Genomic DNA, 18629 nt, shown 5'->3' with positions numbered 1-18629 from the left:
TCAAAGCATTCTAATTATGGAAGCAGTAAATATTGATGTGTTAGGCAAGTCTGTTTTATGGTGTACCTTTGCGATCACATTCATGTTCGGTGCTGTGCTGCAAAAGACAGGCTTTTGCAGCATGGGCGCAGTTTCTGATGCATTTATTATGTCGAGCTGGGATCGCATGAGGCAATGGTTCTTGGCAATTGGTGTGGCAATTATTGGGTTTACGCTAATGTCCTATGTTGGACTGATTGATCCATCAAAAAGTTTCTACACAGGAAATAAGTTTTTGTGGCTATCTACGCTAGTAGGTAGCTTGCTTTTTGGTTTTGGTATGGTGCTTGCATCAGGTTGTGGGAGCAAGACTCTGGTGCGTATTGGCGGCGGTAATTTAAAGTCTGTGATTGTTTTCTTGGTGCTTGGTTTGACGGCTTATATGACAATGCGCGGATTCCTGGGGGTGATTCGCATCAATACATTGGATACTGTATTTTTGTCTTTTTCTACCCCTCAAGATTTACCTAGTCTTTTAAGTGGCCCACTTGGCATTGCACGATCCCATCTTCATCTGGGTTTGGGTCTATTAATCAGCTTTATCTTTATTGCCTATGCTTTAAGTAAGAGGTCATTCTGGACCTTTGAGAATCTATTTGCTGGCACGGTGGTGGGTTTGGCAATTTGCGCAATATGGTGGGTTAGCGGTAATCTAGGTCATGTCGCCGAAGATCCTACTACATTGGAAGAGGTTTTTTTGATGACGAATTCTGGTCGCATGGAAAGTCTATCGTTTGTTGCGCCATACGCATATTCTTTGGATTGGCTAATGATGTATAGCGACACTTCTAAAGTTCTCACGCTGGGAATTGTGGCTGTGATAGGTATGATTTCTGGCTCAGCCCTGATCGCGCTCATCACTAGATCGTTTCGTTGGGAATCTTTTCGAAATACTGAGGATACAGCCAATCATTTGGTGGGTGCGACACTCATGGGATTTGGCGGCGTTACAGCGCTAGGTTGTACCGTTGGACAGGGCCTCAGTGGGGTCTCCACATTATCTCTGGCATCATTCTTGGCTTTACCGGGATTTATTCTAGGTGCCTACTTGGCCTTACTGTATTTGCAATTTAGACTTGCGCCCAAACCTTGTAATTAATTTTTAGTGACTGATTGGAATAGCATGCAGATTGATTGGATTTCATTCACCCCAATACCCTCCTTAATTGGTGGAATGATATTAGGCGTAGCGGCGGCTCTTTATATGTTGTTGCATGGCCGAATTTTGGGAATTAGTGGCATTGTTTCTGGCTTATTGAATCCGCAGAAGGGCGATGTAGATTGGCGTGTTTCGATTGTGCTGGGAATACTATCCGCACCAGTCTTGGCGGCTGTAATGCTTGATCTGCATGCAATTCAAGTTATTGATACAGACTGGTTCAGTATTATGGCTGCAGGCCTCCTCGTTGGTTTTGGCGCCCAATACGGGTCTGGGTGTACGAGCGGCCACGGAATTTGTGGTTTGTCGCGTCTATCACCTCGTTCGATGGCGGCAACAATGCTTTTTATGTCTTCAGGATTTATGGCGACGTTCATCATTCGTCACATAATAGGGGCTTAATCGTGAGAAGACATTTCAACCTATTTAGTCAGTATTTAATTGGCTTGTTATTTGGTTTTGGTTTAATTCTTTCGGGAATGAGTAATCCACAAAAAGTATTGAATTTTCTGGACATCACAGGCTCATGGGACCCATCCTTATTGTTTGTAATGGGGGGTGCTGTAATTGTTGGTTTAGCTGGATTCTATTTAGTCACTAAACGCAGCGAGGCCTTTTTTAGCGGGGCCTTTCATCTGCCGCATCGTAAAGACATTACAAGACCCTTAGTTTTAGGGAGCTTAATTTTTGGTGTAGGTTGGGGTATTGCTGGTTTCTGTCCAGGCCCTGCCTTAGTCTCCCTAGGTGCCGGTCATCTAAAGGCGTTTGTATTTGTGATCTTCATGTTGATAGGCATGTCTTTTTGCAATCGATTTTGTACTGGCCATAAGCATTAAGGCGGTTTTCTTGAGTCGTCTCGATGGTTAATTTTCTACAGTCTTAAAAAAGGAGTTTTTTGTGAGTCTTCCTATTTCTTGTCATAACGCTCAGTTTGGTACTCTTGGTCAAATCGATCCAAGTCATTTGGCTGAAATTGCGGCACAAGGCTATAAGAGCGTGATTAATAATCGTCCTGACGGTGAGGGCGGCCCAGAGCAACCAACTAATGCATCCATTCAAGCTGAAGCAGAAAAGCTTGGATTGAATTATGTTTACTTGCCAGTCATTTCTGGCGCATTTACTCCAGACCAAGTGCAAGAAATGGCTCGTCTCTTAAAAACTTTGCCAGGTCCTATTTTGGCTTTTTGCCGCTCAGGCGCACGCTCAACAAACTTGTACCAACTTGCTTTGCAGCTCCGTTAAGTAAAAGAGCACTCTCTAAAACATGCGCATCGCCATCCCCGAAGAAAGAAAGCTGGTTCATGAAATGATCATGCCCATTCGTTGGGGCGATATGGATGCGTATGGGCATGTAAACAATACCGTGTACTTCCGGTATATGGAGCAAGCGCGCTGTGAGTGGATTACTTCTTTGGGCTATGATGTCGCTCCTGGTCGTGAGTCTATGTTGATGATTAATGGCTTTTGTAATTTTTATCAGCAGCTGACCTTTCCGGGTGAGTTGAGGCTGAAAACCTCGATTGGTGCTATTGGTAGAACAAGCCTGGATCTTTACACCAGCATGGCTTTAACTACGTCTCCTGATATAGAAGCCGCTATTGGTGGTGCAACCATGGTTTGGGTCGATCTCACTACCAATAAATCAGCGCCTTGGCCTGAGCATGTTTTACAACAGTTGCGCTAGTTCGCCGTGCAGCCTATTAATTCCCATATCCTAAGATCTGAGCAATTTTTATCTGAACTGGATGAGTTTGACCTGATCATTGACGTTAGGTCTCCAGCTGAGTTTGCTCTTGATCATATTCCCGGTGCAGTTAATTACCCGGTGCTTAATAATGAGGAGCGCGCCACAATTGGTACGCTCTATAAACAAGAATCTCCCTTTGCCGCTAAAAAACTGGGCGCAGCTTTAGTTTCTAAAAACATTGCCGCACATTTGGAAAGCCATTTTCTTGATTACCCTCGTGAGTGGCGGCCATTAATTTATTGCTGGCGTGGTGGCGAGCGTAGTGGAGCATTTACACATATCCTCAATCGCATTGGCTGGAAGGCCAAGCAGCTTGAAGGTGGTTACCAGGGCTTCAGAAGAACTGTAATAGATGGTCTTGACTCTGCTGCAAAACAGTACTCATTTCAGGTCATCTGCGGTATGACGGGTAGTGGTAAGACTAGGGTGCTGCAAGAGATTGGTGCCTTAGGTGCTCAGATTCTAGATTTAGAGGGCTTGGCGGTGCATCGTGGTTCAGTGCTTGGTAATGAACCGAATGAGGATCAGCCTTCCCAAAAAGGTTTTGAGACCGCCTTATGGAATACATTGCGTTTGCTCGACCCTGCTAAACCCGTGTTTGTGGAATCGGAGAGTAAGAAGGTTGGTGGCCTGCATGTACCTGATGCTCTAATGGAAACTATTCGCAATGGTAGCTGTATTGAATTGCGATCAAGTGCCCAGACACGAGTCTCATGGTTAATTCGTGAATACCATCATTTCTTAACCAACACCGATAACTTCAAGCAAAAGCTAGCATTACTCACCGCCCATTATGGAAAAGTACAAATCTCTAAATGGAATGAAGCCATTGATGCGGGAAATTTTCCGGAGCTAGTTGAAGAGCTATTAGTCAAACACTACGACCCATCCTATCAATCATCAATCGTGAGAAATTTTCCTCAGTATCAAGAGGAGAATTTTGTGCAATTAGAGAGTGATACTGATGAAGCCTTTAAGAATGCAGCTAAAGCACTCTTTTTAAATTCAATGAAAACTGTAGAGGCCTAACTTTCTCGCTAGAGAAGACTGCCCAGGAATTGCTCCAGCTGTGCGGGCGGCAAAGCCCCGCTAATGCGCTTTACCTCAGCCCCATTCTTGAAGCCCGCTAATGTTGGTATTGAGCGTATAGCAAACTCTTGTCCAATGCTGGGATTGGCCTCAGTATCCAATTTTATGTGTAGAACTTGTTCGCCGTGTTTAGCAGCGCTAGCCGCAAAAGTTGGTGCAAACATTTTGCAGGGGCCACACCAGGGGGCCCAGAAATCTACTATGACAGGGAGCTTGCTTTGATTGAGGATCTCTTTAAAACTTGCCTGGTCTGCCTCGACAGGACCTAGCAACAGGCTGGCTTTGCATACACCACAAATAGGCTTTTGATTAACCCTATCTAAAGGTATGCGGTTGAATTTATGGCAACTTGGACATTTAATCAGCATATCGGTTTAACTCCCTTGAAAGCAAATGTATTTAGCCTCTGATTTGATATTCATGCGTACGGATTTCTTTTAAGATTCAACTGTATTTTGAATATTTCTTCCATTAAATGCAAGACTAAACGTTTATCCAGTTGATTGTTTTTGATGTGCATCAAATCCTTTAAAACAATATATAATAAAATATAATGATAAATTAAATTTCAAAAGGAAAAGAATGAAAACAGCTCATGACTTAGTTGCGTTAGCTAAATCCTCTATCAATGAAGTTGCCCTGGCAAATGCACTACAAGCCATTCAAGAAGCTGACGTGTTATTGGATGTTCGAGAGGCCGATGAATACGCAATTGGTCACATTCCTGGCGCAGTACATATTTCTCGGGGAATGTTGGAGTTTAAATTAAGTAATGACCCCAATTTAAGTGCCCGGGATCTCAAAATAGTTCTATATTGCAAAAATAGCGGTAGAGCAGCATTGGCCTCAAAATCACTACATGACATGGGCTATATGCATATCCAATCTATTGCAGGTGGATTTGATGCATGGGCAGAAGCGGGCAATCCGATTGCTAAGCCTGAGTCAATCGTATTTGAGTAATCAATTTTGCAGCAAATTATCACCCCACTTAGGAGCTCCATATGAGCGGTAACCCATCCGTAAGACTCAAGCAACAGGCCGACTACCAGTTCGCCATCTATTACAACGAGGAAAAGGCCCCCATCATGGGAGACGAGCCGCCGCCTTTGGGTAAATCAGACGGTGCAACCCCATCACAATTCTTAATTGCTGCGGTGGCCAACTGCTTATCCGACTCCCTATTATTTGCCTTAAGAAAATTTAAACAAAACCCTGAGCCTATTGAGACTTTAGCAACGTGTGAGATTGGTCGAAACGAGCAGAATCGTCTGCGCATTCTGTCGATTCGTGTGGAGATACATGTTGGCGTGCCTGGTGAGACCCTGCAAAATCTTGATCGGGTCTTGGAGCAATTTCAGGAATTTTGCACTGTTTCATCAAGTGTTAGTGCAGGCATTCCGGTAAATGTGTTTGTAATGGATAGCTTGAAAAAACAACTTTATCCAGCAATTTAAGCAGTATTTCTTTGATGTTAATCAAACAATCATTTTTTAAAGACCCTATAGTGAACTTACTGGAGGGAAGAAAAATGAAAATGTTAGTTGAGCTATTTGGATCGTTTGCCGGTCAATTGAGTTTGGCCGTTATTCTATTTATGATCGGCATGGTAATTTTCTTTGCCCGTTTATTTATTAAGAAGAGCGCTGAGGGCGGTGATCAGTAATTCCCCAAAAAAAGCCCTTGAGTATTCATTCAAGGGCTTTTGTATTACGGGGATATTTTATATTTAGCTAAAAGCTTGGATCCCCGTTTGCGCACGACCTAGAATTAAGGCGTGAATATCGTGAGTTCCTTCGTAGGTGTTCACAACTTCTAAGTTCAGCATGTGACGTACTACGCCGTACTCATCAGAAATTCCGTTACCGCCGTGCATATCGCGCGCCATACGGGCGACATCTAAAGATTTGCCACAAGAGTTGCGTTTCATGATGGAGGTGATTTCTGGTGCTGCGATTCCTTCATCTTTCATACGGCCTAAACGTAGGCAGCCTTGAAGTGCAAGCGTGATTTCAGTTTGCATATCAGCAAGTTTTTTCTGGATTAGCTGATTAGCGGCGAGAGGGCGATCAAATTGCTTGCGATCCATCGTGTATTGACGTGCGGCATACCAACACCACTCAGCAGCACCAAGCGTACCCCAGGCGATGCCATAACGTGCTGAGTTCAGGCAAGTGAATGGCCCTTTGAGGCCGGTAATTTCTGGGAATTCATTTTCTGCCGGAACAAACACTTCATCCATCACGATTTCGCCGGTAATAGAGGCGCGTAGACCCATCTTGCCGCTGATCTTGGGTGCAGATAGACCCTTCATACCTTTTTCCAGGATGAAGCCTCTAATCAAGCCCTCATCATTTTTTGCCCACACAACAAATACATCTGCAATCGGAGAGTTGGAGATCCACATCTTCGAGCCCGTTAATGAAAATCCGCCAGGTACTTTCTTAGCACGAGTAATCATGCCGCCTGCATCTGAGCCATAGTTTGGCTCTGTTAAGCCAAAGCAACCAATCCATTCGCCGCTCGCTAATTTAGGGAGGTACTTTTGTTTTTGCGCTTCACTACCAAATTCATTGATAGGAACCATGACTAAAGAGGACTGCACGCTCATCATGGAGCGATAGCCAGAATCCACGCGTTCAATCTCGCGCGCAATTAAGCCGTAAGAGACATAGTTCAAGTTGGCTCCACCATACTGCTCAGGAATCGTGATGCCTAAGAGGCCAAGCTCGCCCATTTCTCGGAAGATGGCTGGGTCGGTTGTTTCGTTGCGATAAGCATCGTGAATGCGGGGCATCAGGCGCCCTTGAGCGTATTCAGCAGCTGCGTCACGAATCATGCGCTCCTCTTCGGTTAGCTGGGTATCCAGAAGAAGGGGGTCCGCCCAGTTAAAGCTGGCCTTACTTTTACTCATTGCTTTGTCATCCTATATTTCATTTTGTCTTGATTTTTAACTGCTTCCTGCGAATTTTCAGGAATACAGATATTCTTGTTTCTATTATCCATTTTTCTGGACTTATGGACTCGCCTAGACCTCGCCATCGCTATTACGACCTGATTTTGGCTGCCTTTGTGGTGGTCTTACTCTGCTCTAACTTTATTGGTGCCGGTAAAGCAGCCGTGGTTGATTTGCCTTACTTCGGGTCGGTACCATTTGGCGCGGGTATTTTGTTCTTCCCTATTTCCTATTTCTTCGGCGATATTCTGACTGAGGTCTATGGCTATGCCTATGACCGTAGAGCGGTTTGGACTGGGTTTGCTGCGCTTGCATTTGCGGCAATCATGGCGCAGATAGTGATTGCTTTGCCGGTGGCGCCAGGCGCTTATATGTCTAATTATCAGCAGGGGCTAGAGACTGTCTTTGGAAACTCATGGCGTATCGCCTTAGCTTCCATGTTCTCCTTTTGGTGCGGCAGTCTGACGAATAGCTATGTGCTGGCGAAGATGAAAATCATGACCCAAGGGCGCTTTCTCTGGATGCGTACTATTGGCTCGACAGCGGTAGGGGAGTTGGTCGACTCCTCTTTCTTCTATATGTTAGCGTTCTATGGCATCTGGACTACCCATGAAGTCATTCAGGTAGCGCTGGCTCAATATGTCCTCAAGACTACTTGGGAGGTTCTGGCAACCCCCATGACCTATTGGGTTGTGAACTTCCTCAAGCGCAAGGAAAACGAGGATTTTTACGATATTCATACGAATTTCACCCCATTTAGGGTCAAAGTCTAAGCAAGACTACGGGCTTCCTGCCAACAAAGACCTCTAAGCCGTTAAAATAACGGTCTTTGCCCCCAAATTCGGGGGTAACTATCCAATTGAATTTCAGAAAGCTAGAAAACATCCGTGCTGTCAGCATCTAATATCACCATGCAGTTTGGGGCAAAGCCTCTGTTTGAAAACATTTCCGTGAAGTTTGGTGGCGGTAATCGTTATGGCCTGATTGGCGCAAACGGTTGCGGTAAATCCACCTTCATGAAAATTTTAGGTGGCGAGCTAGAGCCAACTAGCGGCAATGTGAGTTTGGACCCCGGCATTCGTTTGGGTAAGTTGCGTCAAGATCAATTTGCTTACGAGGATGTGCGCGTACTCGACGTCGTGATGATGGGTCACGAAGAGATGTGGAAGGCTGCAGCTGAGCGCGATGCTATCTACGCCAATCCAGATGCTACTGATGAAGATTACATGAAGGCTGCTGAGCTTGAGGGTAAGTACGCCGAATACGGTGGCTACACCGCAGAAGCAAAAGCGGGTGAGTTGTTGTTAGGTATTGGCATTCCTATTGACCAACACAATGGTCCGATGAGCAACGTTGCACCAGGATGGAAGCTGCGTGTATTGCTAGCGCAAGCATTGTTCTCCGATCCAGATGTATTACTGCTCGATGAGCCAACGAATAACTTGGATATTCACTCCATCCATTGGCTTGAAGATATCCTCAACCAAATTAAGAGCACTATCGTCATCATTTCCCATGACCGTCACTTCCTCAATGAAGTCTGTACGCATATGGCTGACATGGACTATGGCACATTAAAGGTCTACCCAGGCAACTACGACTCCTACATGCTGGCTTCTGTGCAGGCGAGAACGCAACAGCTCAGCAATAACGTAAAAGCCAAAGAGAAAATTGCTGAATTAGCAGCTTTCGTGGCCCGCTTCTCTGCAAATGCTTCTAAAGCTCGTCAAGCGACTTCACGTCAGAGGCAGCTGGAGAAGATTGAAATTGTTGAGGTAAAGCCTTCATCACGTCAGAACCCATTTATTCGTTTTGATGCTGAGAAAAAATTACACAATATGGCGGTAGAGTGCAATGCACTTACTAAAGCTTATGATCGCGTGATCTTCAAGAATTTCAAGCTAGGTGTTCGTGCTGGTGAAAAGATTGCGATCATCGGTCAAAACGGTGCTGGTAAGACAACACTTCTCAAAACGATCTTGAGTAAGCGCTTTGATGGTATTGCCGCTGATAGCGGTGATGTGAAGTGGGCTGAGAATGCTAACGTCGGCGTAATGCCTCAAGACAATACCGAGATGTTCGCTAAAGACGAATTACTCATGGACTGGATGAATTGGTGGCGCAATACCGGCGATGATGACCAAGTGATCCGTGGCACTTTGGGCCGCCTCCTGTTCTCTGGTGACGATATTGGCAAGTCTGTCAAAGTCCTTTCTGGTGGTGAAAAGGGCAGAATGATTTGGGGCAAACTCATGCTCCAAAAATACAACGTCCTGGCAATGGATGAGCCAACCAACCACATGGATATGGAATCGATTGAGAGTTTACAAATCGCTCTTGAGAAATTCGACGGTACTTTGATATTTGTTTCTCATGACCGCGAGTTTGTTTCTGCATTAGCCAACCGCATCTTAGAAGTGAAGATGGATGGTACGGTGGTGGATTACTCTGGCACTTACGAAGAGTACCTACGTAGCCAAGAGTTGGCTGGTTAATTAAGGCCCAGTTGTAAAGCTGGCAATAAAAAAATAAGCCCCTAAGCGGGCTTATTTTCTTTGGCTTGTCTCTGGAAGCGGGTTGCAGTACCTTCTGCACGAATGCGTTTCCATACGGAATCTTTTTCTTCTTGAGAAAAGAATACCCAATTACTCACTTCACCTAAAGTGCGACCACAACCTTGGCAGATCTCATCGTATAGCGTGGTGCAAACACCAATGCAAGGCGAGTCAGAGTCTGCATCCCCAGTGGATAGGGAATGGGAGCCATCTTGCACAATAGATTTGGTGTCTTCAGAATTCATGGCTGTACTTTAGACGATTTCAAAGGACTGTGCTCGGCGAGCTCATCCACATAAGCCCCTATGCCTTGATGTTCACGATCTAGGAAGTGTTGCACAGCTTTGGCAAACTGAGGATCCGCAATGAAATGGGCAGATTGAATGGTGGTGGGCAAGAAGCCGCGCGCCATCTTGTGTTCACCTTGTGCACCACCTTCAAAGGTTTGAATCTGATTAGAGATGCAATATTGAATTGCTTGATAGTAGGCAGTTTCAAAGTGCAAGCAGGGCACGTGTTCGATTGCACCCCAATATCTGCCATAAGCCTTAGAGCTTGTGGGGTCAACAACTAGTAGCGACGCAGCGATTGGGTTGCCATTGCGCTCAGCAATGATGAGATGTAAGTTTTCAGGCAGGCGATGCGCCCATAATTTCAAGAATGTCTCATTAAGATAGGGGCTGGATCCATGCTCTAAGTAAGTGTTTTCGTAACAGCGATAAAAGAATTCCCAATCAGCATTGGTTGAAGATATTCCTGGGACATGTCTAAAAGTAATTAGCTCTCTCGATACCTGTTCTCGTTCGCGTCGAATATTCTTGCGACGCTTCAAAGTGAGGGCTGCTAAAAATTGTTCGAAATTCTCAAAGCCCTGGTTATGCCAATGAAATTGCACCGAGTCTCGCAACATGAAGCCTTGGTCCTTGAGTCCCTTTGCTTCTGAGTCATGGGGAAATATGACATGTGCTGAAGATAGATTATTTTGCAGAACCAAAGTCTTAAAGCCTGCAATTAATTGTCGTTCTACTAAATCAGCATCTACATTTCTGGCGCTCAAAATCCTTGAGCCTTGAACGGGTGTAAACGGAATGGCGCAAAGCGCTTTCGGAAAATACTGCATACCTTGTTGCTCATAGGCCTGAGCCCAAGACCAATCGAAGACAAATTCTCCGTAGGAGTGTTGCTTCAAATACAGGGGCATTGCACCAATCAGTTTTTGATCATCCCTTAAAACGAGATGAGCCACTTGCCACCCAGTATTGCCTCCAACACAGCCAGTTTCCTCTAGCGCACTAAGAAACTCATGGCGAAGAAAGGGTCCTGCATCTGAGGTAAGAAGAGTATTCCACTCCTCTGAGGTGATATCGCTAAGGCGATCAACTATTTCTAATTGAAATGAATCGGGCTTTGCCACGATTAACGCTGGATGAGCTCTATTTTGTAACCATCGGGATCGCTAACAAATGCAATGATGGTGTCGCCTCCAGCTACAGGACCAGCCTCACGAGTGACATTGCCGCCAGCCACCTTGATAGCGGCACACGCAGCATAGGCATCAGGAACCTCAATAGCAATATGCCCATAGGCCGTGCCTAGGTCATAGGATTGAACGCCATGGTTGTAGGTAAGCTCAATCTCCGATTGGCCATCACCATTCCCTTTGCCATATCCCACAAAAGCCAATGAATACTTCTGCTCAGGACGCTCAGTTGTGCGCAGTAAATTCATGCCCAAAACTTTGGTGTAGAAATCAATCGAGCGATTCAAGTCGCCGACGCGGAGCATGGTATGTAGGATCATCATGGGTTAAATATAACGCTATTTATTTAATCGTGTTGAAATGAAAAACCCCGGCATGGAACCGGGGTTTGTTGTATTGCATTTCTTTACATGGATGCATAGTTTGGACCGCCGCCACCTTCTGGGGTAACCCAGACGATATTTTGTGTTGGATCTTTAATATCACAGGTTTTGCAGTGTACGCAGTTTTGCGAATTGATTTGCAAGCGCGCTTTACCATCGGTTTCTACAAACTCATATACGCCAGCAGGGCAGTAGCGTTGCTCGGGTCCTGCATAGGTTTCCAGGTTCACGCCCACAGGAATAGATTCATTCTTCAGCGTTAAATGAACCGGTTGATTTTCAGCATGATTGGTATTGGAAATAAATACTGAAGAGAGGCGGTCAAACGTAATCTTGCCATCTGGCTTAGGGTAGTCAATCGGCTTGTGTTGTGCTGCAGGCTCCAAACATTCATGGTCGGCATGTTTTAAATGTACGGTCCATGGCATGTTGCCACCCAAAAGCTTTTGTTCCAATCCCACCATCAGCGTACCAACATAAAGTCCTTTTGACATCCAGGGCTTGAAGTTGCGCGCTTGATTGAGTTCTGTATGCAGCCAACTATTTTGAAATGCAGTTGGGTACGCAGACAAAACATCCTCAGAGCGATTCTCATTGATAGCAGCAACTGCTGCTTCAGCAGCAAGCATGCCAGTCTTAATTGCCGCATGACTTCCTTTGATGCGAGATGCATTGAGGAAGCCAGCATCACAACCAATGAGTGCGCCGCCAGGAAATACAGTCTTAGGAAGGCTATTTAAACCACCGGCAGTCAGTGCGCGTGCGCCATAGGAAATGCGTTTACCACCCTCAAAGGTCTCACGAATCTTTGGGTGCAACTTATATCGTTGAAATTCTTCAAAAGGAGAGAGGTAGGGATTCTTATAAGACAAGCCAACTACTAATCCAACGGCAACCTTGTTATCGCCTAAGTGATAGAGGAATGAGCCACCATAGGTATCGCTTTCTAAAGGCCAGCCTGCGGTGTGCACTACCAGTCCAGGCTTGCTCTTAGAAGGCTCAACCTCCCAAAGCTCTTTAATGCCAATGCCATAACTTTGTGGGTCTGCATCATTATCTAATGCAAACTTAGCAATCAGTTGTTTGCCAAGATGACCACGCGCACCTTCAGCAAAGAGGGTGTACTTGCCGCGTAATTCCATGCCAAGCTGAAACTGATCCGTTGGATTACCTTCTTTGTCTAAACCCATTGAGCCAGTGATGACGCCATGCACTGCGCCTTGCTCGTTGTAGAGAATTTCTGCTGCTGGAAAACCGGGGAAAATTTCAACACCGAGATTTTCTGCTTGTTGGCCGAGCCAGCGGGTTACGTTCGCAAGGCTGACAATATAGTTGCCTTCATTCTTAAAGCAGTGCGGCAGCATCCAGTTTGGAACTTGGTATGAGTTATCGCTTGTTAAGAATAGAAATTGATCTTGTGTGACTGGAATATCGAGCGGTGCACCAAGTTCCTTCCAATCGGGAAATAATTCAGTGAGTGCCTTAGGGTCCATCACGGCGCCAGAAAGAATGTGGGCTCCGATCTCAGAACCTTTTTCTAAAACGCAAACACTAATTTCTTTTCCTGAGGATTTGGCTAATTGCTTGGCTTTAATAGCAGCCGACAATCCTGCAGGACCGCCTCCGACAATGACCAGGTCATAGTCCATGGAGTCTCTAGGACCAAATTGCTCTACCAACTCTGCAGAATTCATTCAATTTCTCCGAAATTTCTTAAAAATGGGGCATTTAAGCCCTGTTAGTTTAGTTCTAAGTGACAAAAACCGATTTAGTGCCAAGACCGCCTAGCCCCGGGCGTCTTAAGCGTTATGATTGCTTTTTTACCCATTTTGGCAATATTAGGACAAAAGTTATGAATAAAACTTACCCATCGGCAGTGGATGCCTTGCGGGATATCTTAAAAGACGGACAAAAATTAGCTGTTGGCGGTTTTGGTCTTTGTGGCATTCCTGAGGCTTTAATTCAGGCCGTAAAGGATCTGGGCGTCCAGAACCTAACCGCAATCGCTAATAACGCTGGAGTTGACGGCTTTGGTTTGGGTTTATTGCTCAATTCACGCCAGGTAAAGAAAATGGTTGCTTCATACGTGGGCGAAAACAAAGAATTCGAACGTCAGTATTTGGCTGGTGAATTGGAGTTGGAATTTACACCGCAAGGAACTTTGGCTGAAAAATTACGTGCCGGTGGTTGTGGTATTCCTGCTTTCTATACCAAAACTGGTGTTGGTACTTTGGTTGCTGAAGGTAAAGAAGAAAAAGAATTCGATGGCGAGAAATACATCATGGAGCGTTCAATCGTTTCGGACATCTCCTTAGTAAAGGCTTGGAAGGCAGATAAGTCCGGTAACTTAGTCTATCGCTACACAGCACGTAACTTCAATCCAGTGGTTGCTATGGCTGGCAAGATCACCGTTGCAGAGGTGGAGGAGATTGTTGAGAACGGCAAACTCCATCCTGATGAGATTCATACGCCCGGTATTTATGTCCACCGTTTGGTGCTACATAAAACACCAGAAAAGCGCATTGAACAGCGCACTATGACTGCAACAGCGTAATTCCCAGAACAGCAATAGAACAGAATACTTAGGAAGATCGAAATGCCTTGGACTAGAGATGAGATGGCAGCACGAGCTGCTAAAGAATTAAAAGACGGTTACTACGTAAACTTGGGCATTGGTATGCCCACTTTGGTAGCGAATCATGTGCCGAAAGATATGGAAGTATGGCTTCAGTCTGAAAATGGTTTATTGGGTATCGGACCGTTTCCAACAGAAGAAACAATTGATGCAGACTTAATCAATGCCGGTAAGCAAACGATTACAACTTTGCCTGGTTCATCCATTTTTTCTTCTGCCGATTCATTTGGAATGATTCGTGGTGGAAAAATTAATATCGCGATCCTGGGTGCAATGCAAGTGAGCGAACATGGTGATTTAGCCAACTGGATGATTCCAGGAAAAATGGTCAAGGGCATGGGTGGCGCAATGGATTTGGTTGCCGGCGTTAAGCATGTAGTGGTATTGATGGAGCACGTTGCCAAGAAAAAAGATGGCACAGAAGAGCTTAAAATTTTGCCGAAGTGCACATTGCCATTGACAGGTGTGGGCGTCATTAGCCAGATCATTACTGATCTTTGTGTGCTTGACATCACTCCTAAGGGTTTGAAGTTAACTGAATTGGCTCCAGGCGTGACCAAAGAAGAGGTTATTGCTAAAACAGGAGCCCCTGTTGACACAACAGGTTTCTAATCAGCGTCATCAATTAATGGAATAATGGGTTCACCATGTCGGGCCCCTATCATTTCCATTCGAAGCCATCTAAACCCCAGAATCAATCTGGGGCAGATCCTTCCCTACATGCCCATAAGAAGGGTGATGCACGGCACACCCATAGCAAGCAAGCCTCCAATCAAAACCTACTGTTAATTGCCTTAGTACTGACTTTAGGCTTTTCAGGGGTTGAGGGCGCTGCCGCTTATTTCGCTAATTCATTGGCGCTGATTTCTGATGCTGGCCACATGGTCACTGATGCAGCGGCTTTGGGTTTAGCGCTACTTGCGCAGATTATTTCTCGTCGCCCACCATCCCCGAAGCATTCATTTGGTTTTGGGCGTGCCGAAGCGCTAGCAGCGTTTGTCAATAGTATTGCGATGCTGGCTTTGGTTTTATGGATTGTCATTGAGGCGGTCAGTCGTTTTGCTAATCCCCATAAAGTAGATGGCTTGACTGTTACGGTTGTTGCTGCAATCGGTCTTCTGATGAACATCGTCGTGGCATGGGTTTTGTCTCGCGATAAGCAAAGCGTGAATACCCGTGCGGCACTAGTTCATGTCATGGGTGATCTATTGGGTTCAGTTGCGGCATTGATTGCTGGTGTTGTTATTCAACTTACCGGTTGGATGCCAATCGATGCGATTCTCTCTATTTTGGTATCGCTGCTTATTCTGAAGTCCACCATCTCGATTCTGCATGAGTCTTATCACTTCCTGATGGAAGGCGTACCTCTACATATTGACTACTTACAAGTAGGTACTGATTTAAGAAATATTCCAGGCGTACTCGCGGTGCATGATTTGCATGTGTGGGAAATGACCCCTAGCTTCCCAGCCTTGATTGGCCATATTGAAATCGCTGAGATGCAGAAGTGGCCAGAAATTATGGCCAGAATCAATACGATGCTTTTGGATAAGCATGGTATTGATCATGTGACCTTGCAGCCTGAGGAGGTCGGAGATGATCACGATCATGAACATGATCATCTCCATCATGAAATTCATAATGAAGCTCAAGCAGCAAATGTATTTCATGACGGCGATACCTTTTACGTAGAGTGCGCTAGTGGCGATTCCACGCATCGTATGGCCTATCACGCTTGGGGAAACCCTGGAAACAAAGTATTGCTGTGTGTTCACGGCCTAACAAGACGGGGCAGCGACTTTAAGACGCTTGCTCAGGCAATGTGCAAAGACTATTACGTGGTTTGTCCAGATGTAGTTGGAAGGGGTGAATCGGATCGCTTAAGTAATCCAATGCTCTATGCCGTGCCTCAGTACGTTGCTGATATTGCTGCGTTAGTTAAGAAGCTTGGCGTTGCACAAGTGGACTGGCTGGGAACTTCTATGGGTGGCTTGATTGGTATGGTGTATGCCGCAATGCCAAACTCACCCATACGGAGAATGATCATCAATGATGTGGGTCCTAAGATTGAGCCAGAGGCAATTAAACGCCTAGGCTCATACGTTGGTCAGCCATTTACTTTTTCAGACCGCTCCGAAGCACTTCAACGCTTAAATGAAATTTGCGCCACTTTTGGCGAGCATACTCCTGAAGAGTGGGAAATTTATAACGGCCCCATGTTAGTTCAGAAGGATGGTAAGTGGATCATGCATTACGACCCAGATATCTCAGTGCCGTTTGCATCCGTAAACCCCATCATGGCTAAAGCAGGTGAGATGGCGATGTGGCATGCATTCAAACAAATCCATATTCCGATGTTGATCGTGCGGGGCGGTAACTCTGACTTGCTTTCCGCTGCCACAGTCGCAGAGATGTGCAAGGTCAATCCTTATGCACGCAGTATTGAGATTCCCAATGTGGGACATGCACCCGCGTTTGTGAAACCCGAGCAGATTGCTTTAGCAAAAGAATTTTTCAGTTAATTAGTTCTTAATCACCCCTTATTGCCAATGGCAAATGTCCCCAGCAATTCGACAAAAGAGTCAGTATTCGTAGATGCCTGGTATGGTGAGCCGGCAGAATTGCACGCAGCCGGCGTATTACAAGTATTGCAGTCTCTTAATCTAGATGAGGCGACATTAACTGCTGCCAGCAATATTGCCCGCACCCATGGCAAAGAAGCCCTCATAAAACTTATTGGCGAAGAGTCCGCGAAACTACTCATTGGTTATCGCGGCTTACGTCAAGCACAGGCAAAGCTAGTTCGTGGTGATGGTGGTCTAAGCGTTACTGGCCAAGAAGAGATGTTGCGCAAAATGCTCTTAGCGTTTGGCGATGACTTGCGGGTAGTTCTCATCTATCTTGCCTCCCGTTTGCAAACCTTGCGCTGGATTACGCAAGAGAAGATCGAGATGCCTGCAGCCTGGGCTCAAGAGATCTTGAACATCGACGCCTCATTGGCTAATCGTTTGGGTATTTGGCAAATGAAGTGGGAGATGGAGGACTTGGCTTTCCGGGCTCTCTCGCCTCAGACTTATCGCGAAATTGCCAAGATGTTGGATGCCAAACGGATTGAGCGCCAATCATTCATCGATCAAATCGTGTTGCAACTACAAGAAGAATTAAAAGCGGCCCAAATCCAAGGCGAGGTCATTGGAAGGCCAAAGCATATCTATAGCATCTGGAAAAAGATGGAAGGCAAGTCGCTAGACTTTGCCAATCTTTATGATGTCAGAGCGTTTCGAGTGCTAGTCGCTGATGTGAAATCTTGCTACACCGTATTGGGAATCGTACATAACATCTGGCAGCCCGTGCCTAGAGAGTTTGATGATTACATCGCACGCCCTAAGCCGAACGGATATCAGTCCCTCCACACAGTGGTGATGAATGAGGATGGCACTTCGTTTGAGATTCAGGTACGTACACAAGAAATGCATCAGCAAGCTGAATATGGTTTGGCTGCCCATTGGCGTTATAAAGAGGGCGCCTATGTAGGCATGGCCACGCCACCGAATCCCGCAAAACCAAGCAAGCCAAGCGTCAATCATCAGCAGGGTACTCATAGTGCAGAGGTTGCCTATGAAAGGCAAATCGCTTGGGCTCGTCAGCTTATCTCCTGGAAAGAAGATGCTTGGGAGCAGTTGAAGCACCATGAGATTGACGATCATATTTATGTGCTCACGCCTTTGGGAAAAGTGATTTCATTGGAGAAGGGCTCAACGCCAATTGACTTTGCTTATGCGGTGCACACCAATCTTGGGCATCGCTGCAGGGGTGCACGAGTCGATGGTGCAATGGTTCCGCTAGAGACTGCGTTGAAGAATGGCCAAACGATTGAGATCATTGCTGTCAAGCACGGTGGACCATCACGTGATTGGATTAGTCCTGATAAGCACTACGTGCGCTCACAAAGAGCGCGCCAACGAGTGCGAGCCTGGTTTAATGCACTTGATGATGAAGAGGCTGGGCAATCTGGAAAAGCTGTGGAGAGTAAAGCTGAAGCAATTCCTGAATTAAAGACTCCATCCACAACATCAGAAATAGTTTTACGCAACAGCAGTCATAAAGCAGGGCGAGGTGGCGATGTTTTGGTCGTTGGCGTGGATTCATTATTGACCCAGTTGGCGCGTTGCTGCCGGCCCGTTCCACCGGACTCGATTGCGGGATTTGTGACACAAGGTAGAGGCATTTCGATTCATCGTCGCTCCTGCAAAACCTTTAGAGGCCTTTTGGAAAGAGCGCCTGAGCGGGTCATCCAAACGGCTTGGACTGCTTCTGCTGCAGACCCAGTGGTCAATCCAGAGCAAAAACGCGTGTTTCCAGCTGATTTAGTGGTGACTGGCCTAGATCGCCCGGAGCTCATGCGAGAACTCTTTGAAATACTGACTAGGCAGGGCGTGCATGTGATCGACTTGCGTAAATCAGCCAAAAAAGGTCTCGCCCAGATCCTTTTAACGATTGAAGTGAGGGATTCTGAAGTGCTACGAGTCGTGCAAAACAGCTTAGAAGAGGTCAAAGGGGTCACCCAAGTGCGCCGCCGGTGATAA

21 protein-coding genes are annotated in these 18629 nt (G+C 45.9%); 15 read left to right on the top strand and 6 right to left on the bottom strand.

Going from position 1 to position 18629, the window contains the following annotated elements; all coding sequences use genetic code 11:
- Positions 1 to 16 precede the first annotated feature (16 nt).
- The 6 genes from VC159_RS06575 (at position 17) to mnmH (ending at position 3974) form a co-directional block, all read left to right on the top strand.
- Positions 17 to 1138: a YeeE/YedE family protein gene (locus VC159_RS06575; RefSeq protein WP_215360021.1), complete on the top strand. Its 1122-nt coding sequence runs from the start codon at positions 17 to 19 to the stop codon at positions 1136 to 1138.
- Between the two features lie 24 nt (positions 1139 to 1162).
- Positions 1163 to 1600 (top strand): YeeE/YedE family protein, encoded by a 438-nt coding sequence (locus VC159_RS06570; protein ID WP_215360023.1) that lies wholly within the window; start codon positions 1163 to 1165, stop codon positions 1598 to 1600.
- 2 nt (positions 1601 to 1602) lie between these two features.
- Positions 1603 to 2034 carry a YeeE/YedE family protein gene (locus tag VC159_RS06565; protein WP_251367801.1) on the top strand — a complete coding sequence of 144 codons (432 nt, stop codon included), beginning with the start codon at positions 1603 to 1605 and terminating at the stop codon, positions 2032 to 2034.
- 61 nt (positions 2035 to 2095) lie between these two features.
- Positions 2096 to 2440, top strand: a complete 345-nt coding sequence (locus VC159_RS06560; protein ID WP_215360024.1) for a TIGR01244 family sulfur transferase — start codon at positions 2096 to 2098, stop codon at positions 2438 to 2440.
- Between the two features lie 22 nt (positions 2441 to 2462).
- Positions 2463 to 2882, top strand: coding sequence for an acyl-CoA thioesterase (locus tag VC159_RS06555; protein WP_215360026.1), 420 nt, complete (start codon positions 2463 to 2465; stop codon positions 2880 to 2882).
- A gap of 6 nt (positions 2883 to 2888) precedes the next feature.
- On the top strand, positions 2889 to 3974 hold the full coding sequence (gene mnmH / locus VC159_RS06550; RefSeq protein WP_215360028.1) for a tRNA 2-selenouridine(34) synthase MnmH: 1086 nt from the start codon (positions 2889 to 2891) through the stop codon (positions 3972 to 3974).
- A gap of 8 nt (positions 3975 to 3982) precedes the next feature.
- Here mnmH and trxC read toward each other — a convergent pair whose 3' ends face one another.
- Positions 3983 to 4402 carry a thioredoxin TrxC gene (trxC, locus tag VC159_RS06545; protein ID WP_215360029.1) on the bottom strand — a complete coding sequence of 140 codons (420 nt, stop codon included), beginning with the start codon at positions 4400 to 4402 and terminating at the stop codon, positions 3983 to 3985.
- A 214-nt stretch (positions 4403 to 4616) separates the two neighbouring features.
- On the opposite strand from trxC, the gene VC159_RS06540 reads away from it, so the two are divergent.
- From VC159_RS06540 to VC159_RS06530, 3 genes are all read left to right on the top strand, one after another.
- Positions 4617 to 4997 (top strand): rhodanese-like domain-containing protein, encoded by a 381-nt coding sequence (locus tag VC159_RS06540; RefSeq protein WP_215360031.1) that lies wholly within the window; start codon positions 4617 to 4619, stop codon positions 4995 to 4997.
- A gap of 41 nt (positions 4998 to 5038) precedes the next feature.
- A complete protein-coding gene (locus VC159_RS06535; RefSeq protein ID WP_215360032.1) occupies positions 5039 to 5491 on the top strand; it encodes an OsmC family protein in 453 nt (150 codons plus the stop codon).
- A gap of 74 nt (positions 5492 to 5565) precedes the next feature.
- Positions 5566 to 5700, top strand: a complete 135-nt coding sequence (locus VC159_RS06530; RefSeq protein WP_215360034.1) for a DUF3149 domain-containing protein — start codon at positions 5566 to 5568, stop codon at positions 5698 to 5700.
- A gap of 63 nt (positions 5701 to 5763) precedes the next feature.
- Here the strand turns inward: VC159_RS06530 and VC159_RS06525 are convergent, their stop codons facing one another.
- Complete coding sequence (locus VC159_RS06525) at positions 5764 to 6948, bottom strand: acyl-CoA dehydrogenase (protein WP_215360035.1); 1185 nt, start codon at positions 6946 to 6948, stop codon at positions 5764 to 5766.
- Between the two features lie 104 nt (positions 6949 to 7052).
- On the opposite strand from VC159_RS06525, the gene VC159_RS06520 reads away from it, so the two are divergent.
- Positions 7053 to 7763 (top strand): queuosine precursor transporter, encoded by a 711-nt coding sequence (locus tag VC159_RS06520; protein WP_323473101.1) that lies wholly within the window; start codon positions 7053 to 7055, stop codon positions 7761 to 7763.
- A 114-nt stretch (positions 7764 to 7877) separates the two neighbouring features.
- The gene (locus VC159_RS06515) at positions 7878 to 9485 is read left to right on the top strand and encodes an ABC-F family ATPase (RefSeq protein WP_216122281.1); all 1608 of its coding nucleotides are present in this window, start codon (positions 7878 to 7880) and stop codon (positions 9483 to 9485) included.
- A 41-nt stretch (positions 9486 to 9526) separates the two neighbouring features.
- Here VC159_RS06515 and VC159_RS06510 read toward each other — a convergent pair whose 3' ends face one another.
- The 4 genes from VC159_RS06510 to VC159_RS06495 all read right to left on the bottom strand — a co-directional run bounded on the left by VC159_RS06510 (position 9527) and on the right by VC159_RS06495 (position 13102).
- The gene (locus VC159_RS06510) at positions 9527 to 9790 is read right to left on the bottom strand and encodes a DUF1289 domain-containing protein (RefSeq protein ID WP_215360041.1); all 264 of its coding nucleotides are present in this window, start codon (positions 9788 to 9790) and stop codon (positions 9527 to 9529) included.
- The gene (locus tag VC159_RS06505) at positions 9787 to 10959 is read right to left on the bottom strand and encodes a GNAT family N-acetyltransferase (RefSeq protein ID WP_323473100.1); all 1173 of its coding nucleotides are present in this window, start codon (positions 10957 to 10959) and stop codon (positions 9787 to 9789) included. The genes VC159_RS06510 and VC159_RS06505 overlap by 4 nt, the downstream gene beginning before the upstream one ends.
- 2 nt (positions 10960 to 10961) lie before the next feature.
- A complete protein-coding gene (gloA, locus tag VC159_RS06500; RefSeq protein WP_323473099.1) occupies positions 10962 to 11348 on the bottom strand; it encodes a lactoylglutathione lyase in 387 nt (128 codons plus the stop codon).
- 83 nt (positions 11349 to 11431) lie between these two features.
- Entirely contained in the window at positions 11432 to 13102 is a 1671-nt protein-coding gene (locus VC159_RS06495) for an electron transfer flavoprotein-ubiquinone oxidoreductase (protein WP_323473098.1), read from the bottom strand.
- Positions 13103 to 13260: 158 nt separating this feature from the next.
- Here VC159_RS06495 and VC159_RS06490 point away from each other — a divergent pair, with 158 nt between their 5' ends.
- Genes VC159_RS06490 through VC159_RS06475 form a run of 4 tightly spaced genes read left to right on the top strand, consistent with a single transcriptional unit; the run spans position 13261 to position 18626 of the window.
- Positions 13261 to 13962, top strand: coding sequence for a CoA transferase subunit A (locus tag VC159_RS06490; protein ID WP_216122271.1), 702 nt, complete (start codon positions 13261 to 13263; stop codon positions 13960 to 13962).
- A 42-nt stretch (positions 13963 to 14004) separates the two neighbouring features.
- Positions 14005 to 14655 carry a CoA transferase subunit B gene (locus VC159_RS06485; protein ID WP_068321494.1) on the top strand — a complete coding sequence of 217 codons (651 nt, stop codon included), beginning with the start codon at positions 14005 to 14007 and terminating at the stop codon, positions 14653 to 14655.
- Positions 14656 to 14690: 35 nt separating this feature from the next.
- Positions 14691 to 16565: an alpha/beta fold hydrolase gene (locus VC159_RS06480; protein WP_323473097.1), complete on the top strand. Its 1875-nt coding sequence runs from the start codon at positions 14691 to 14693 to the stop codon at positions 16563 to 16565.
- 27 nt (positions 16566 to 16592) lie between these two features.
- Positions 16593 to 18626: a RelA/SpoT family protein gene (locus tag VC159_RS06475; RefSeq protein WP_323473096.1), complete on the top strand. Its 2034-nt coding sequence runs from the start codon at positions 16593 to 16595 to the stop codon at positions 18624 to 18626.
- The last annotated feature ends 3 nt before the right edge of the window (positions 18627 to 18629 follow it).

Source organism: Polynucleobacter sp. JS-JIR-II-c23 (assembly GCF_035011225.1).
In the GTDB taxonomy this organism is placed as follows: domain Bacteria; phylum Pseudomonadota; class Gammaproteobacteria; order Burkholderiales; family Burkholderiaceae; genus Polynucleobacter.
This window is presented reverse-complemented; position numbering and strand designations above follow the sequence as displayed.

Bases quoted from the DNA above. Each gene is read 5' to 3' on its own strand.
- gloA (WP_323473099.1), bottom strand. From the start codon at position 11,348: ATGATGATCCTACATACCATGCTCCGCGTCGGCGACTTGAATCGCTCG.
- VC159_RS06495 (WP_323473098.1), bottom strand. From the start codon at position 13,102: ATGAATTCTGCAGAGTTGGTAGAGCAATTTGGTCCTAGAGACTCCATG.
- VC159_RS06570 (WP_215360023.1), top strand. From the start codon at position 1,163: ATGCAGATTGATTGGATTTCATTCACCCCAATACCCTCCTTAATTGGT.
- VC159_RS06535 (WP_215360032.1), top strand. From the start codon at position 5,039: ATGAGCGGTAACCCATCCGTAAGACTCAAGCAACAGGCCGACTACCAG.
- VC159_RS06525 (WP_215360035.1), bottom strand. From the start codon at position 6,948: ATGAGTAAAAGTAAGGCCAGCTTTAACTGGGCGGACCCCCTTCTTCTG.
- VC159_RS06520 (WP_323473101.1), top strand. From the start codon at position 7,053: ATGGACTCGCCTAGACCTCGCCATCGCTATTACGACCTGATTTTGGCT.
- VC159_RS06490 (WP_216122271.1), top strand. From the start codon at position 13,261: ATGAATAAAACTTACCCATCGGCAGTGGATGCCTTGCGGGATATCTTA.
- VC159_RS06540 (WP_215360031.1), top strand. From the start codon at position 4,617: ATGAAAACAGCTCATGACTTAGTTGCGTTAGCTAAATCCTCTATCAAT.
- VC159_RS06475 (WP_323473096.1), top strand. From the start codon at position 16,593: ATGGCAAATGTCCCCAGCAATTCGACAAAAGAGTCAGTATTCGTAGAT.
- VC159_RS06555 (WP_215360026.1), top strand. From the start codon at position 2,463: ATGCGCATCGCCATCCCCGAAGAAAGAAAGCTGGTTCATGAAATGATC.
- VC159_RS06530 (WP_215360034.1), top strand. From the start codon at position 5,566: ATGAAAATGTTAGTTGAGCTATTTGGATCGTTTGCCGGTCAATTGAGT.
- VC159_RS06480 (WP_323473097.1), top strand. From the start codon at position 14,691: ATGTCGGGCCCCTATCATTTCCATTCGAAGCCATCTAAACCCCAGAAT.
- VC159_RS06510 (WP_215360041.1), bottom strand. From the start codon at position 9,790: ATGAATTCTGAAGACACCAAATCTATTGTGCAAGATGGCTCCCATTCC.
- VC159_RS06575 (WP_215360021.1), top strand. From the start codon at position 17: ATGGAAGCAGTAAATATTGATGTGTTAGGCAAGTCTGTTTTATGGTGT.
- trxC (WP_215360029.1), bottom strand. From the start codon at position 4,402: ATGCTGATTAAATGTCCAAGTTGCCATAAATTCAACCGCATACCTTTA.
- VC159_RS06485 (WP_068321494.1), top strand. From the start codon at position 14,005: ATGCCTTGGACTAGAGATGAGATGGCAGCACGAGCTGCTAAAGAATTA.